The sequence below is a fragment of the Halomonas sp. genome (genome assembly GCF_014859505.1).
Taxonomy (GTDB): Bacteria; Pseudomonadota; Gammaproteobacteria; order Pseudomonadales; family Halomonadaceae; genus Halomonas.
The window spans coordinates 1-1,947 of record NZ_JACUUD010000243.1; the positions used below are offsets into that span (position 1 = coordinate 1).

At 69.0% G+C, this 1,947-nt stretch carries 3 protein-coding genes and 1 riboswitch; all 3 genes read right to left on the minus strand.

Annotated elements, in window-relative coordinates:
* A partial coding sequence (locus IBX53_RS15930) for a TonB-dependent receptor (protein WP_290911308.1) occupies positions 1-514 on the minus strand: 514 nt, incomplete at its 3' end.
* A gap of 133 nt (positions 515-647) precedes the next feature.
* A riboswitch (cobalamin riboswitch) is annotated at positions 648-892 on the minus strand.
* A gap of 57 nt (positions 893-949) precedes the next feature.
* The gene (locus tag IBX53_RS15935) at positions 950-1,378 is read right to left on the minus strand and encodes a bifunctional adenosylcobinamide kinase/adenosylcobinamide-phosphate guanylyltransferase (RefSeq protein ID WP_290911310.1); all 429 of its coding nucleotides are present in this window, start codon (positions 1,376-1,378) and stop codon (positions 950-952) included.
* Positions 1,333-1,947, minus strand: a 615-nt coding sequence (locus tag IBX53_RS15940; protein ID WP_290911313.1) for a histidine phosphatase family protein, incomplete at its 5' end; no start/stop codon positions are given. The genes IBX53_RS15940 and IBX53_RS15935, both read right to left, overlap by 46 nt.

Here is a 1,947-nt window from a genome sequence, read left to right on the forward strand (position 1 = left end):
CCTCGCCTTCCGGGGTGAAGAGCTGCACCACCCCGCCGATGGCATCGGCACCGTAGAGGCTGCCGCGGGGACCACGCACGATCTCGGCGCGCTGGAACATCCGCGGGTCGAGGAACTGCCAGGCGGGGCCGCCGAGAGTCGCGGAGCGCAGACGAATACCGTCGATCATCAACAGGCTCTGGTTATTCGAGGTCCCGCGAATCGAGACACTGCTTGTCTTGCCGAAGCTGCCGTTGGAGGTCACGTCCACCCCGGGCTGGCCGCGGAAGAGGTCGGTCAGGCTCACCGGATCCTGTCGGCGCAGGGTGGCCTCATCGAGCAGGGTCACGGATGCGAGCGATTCATCGGCGGTGCGCGGCACCAGGGCGGCGGTGACCACCAGGGGGTTGAGGCGTGTCGCCTCTGCGGTGGTGTCGGCCGAGCCCTCGGCCCGAGGCTCAGCGGCCTGAATGGCCAGCGGCAGGGCGGCCAAGGCGAAGACCGCCAGGCCGCGGGAGGCAATAGTCGTGTTCATGTCTGTCCCTTGCTTCGCCGTGCTCACCCGCACGGCGTCCAGCTTTTTTTTGAGGGCCGGCGCAGAGGAACAGAAGGAAGGGAAGCGGCGCGAATGGCGCGGTCGATGCCCTGCCTGAAGACCGCCCTCCGCGATTCGGCATGCGCTCTCGGGCCGGTCTCCGGACTGACGAGCCAGGGCCTGGTCGCGATGCCAGGGGCCCTGCTGAACCGCCGCCTTCCCATGCCGTAGGCACAGTGGCACTGTGGCGGTTCTTGACTCGATCACCGTTGCGGGGGCAGCGTCGGACTGGCGGGCTGTCTGGAAGAGCTCCGCGCACCGACTTCCCGTTTACCTGGCGGCACTCACTCCGCCAGCACCTGAGAGTGCGCGTACGCTAGCAACCCGCAGCCCCGGGGTCAACGTCGAAAGTCGAACGCCTGATTCAAAGCCATTCTATTTCAATCGCTTGCAAAGCCCATGGCGCACCTGCCAGACAGCTCGGCTGCGCGATGCGACCTCCTGGGAAAGCCAGCCGTTGAGGTCACGCAGCCGGCGCGCCTCAACGGCCATGGGCACGATGCCACACCCCATCTCATCGAGGATCAGCAGCGCCTCGCCCTGCGCCTCTCGCTCCGTCTCCTCCAGCGCCGAGAGCTGCGCCCGCCAGGCGGTGCGCACGGCCTCGTCGTCGGCCGTCGTGGCCAGCAGGGCCTTGAGCCAGTCCCCCCAGCCGGTGACCACCAGGACACCGCCCGAGGGCGGCAGGGCGTCCCAGCCTGCGGGCGATTCTTCCGGCGCCAGCCGATGCCAGACCGCCTGAGGATAGCGCTCGGCGACTAATGCGCGTCGTCCAGAGCAGGCACCGCCGATGACGCACAGCATTGCCAGCCTCCTCTTTCGCTCTCGATCACGAAACGGCGCCCCTGGGCCTGGCCGACCACCCCCTCCCAGAAATCGGTCGCCTCCAGGCGACGACGCAGCTCGCGGATGGCACCGCCGTGGCTCACCGTCAGCACCCGGCGATGCCCCTGCTCGGCGGCCTGGGCCAGCACGTCCTCGAGCCAGGCTTCGAGGCGCGCCCAGAGATCGTCGGCGGACTCACCGCCGGGCGTCGCCTGCATGCCGGCGCTGTCGACCCAGGCGCGATAGCGCGGGTCATCCTTGAGCTCCTCCCAGGTGCGCCCCTCGTAGTCGCCGAAGTCCAGCTCACGCAGGCGCGCATCGAAGGATGCCATCCCCTCTCGCCCCGGCAGCACATGGGCCAGGGTCTGACGGCAGCGGATCAGGTCGCTGCAGTGCACGGCGTCGAAGGCCTCTCCCGCCAGGTGGTCGCGCAAGCGATCCATGTCCGGCACGGCATCGGGCAGCAGCAGCGGAATGTCGCGCTGGCCCTGGTAGCGACGCTCCTGGTTCCAGGCGGTCACGCCGTGCCGCACCACCACCAGCTCCAG

What these genes read in the sequence shown, in the direction of transcription:
- IBX53_RS15935 (WP_290911310.1), bottom strand. Translation starts at nt 1,378, where the DNA reads ATGCTGTGCGTCATCGGCGGTGCCTGCTCTGGACGACGCGCATTAGTC.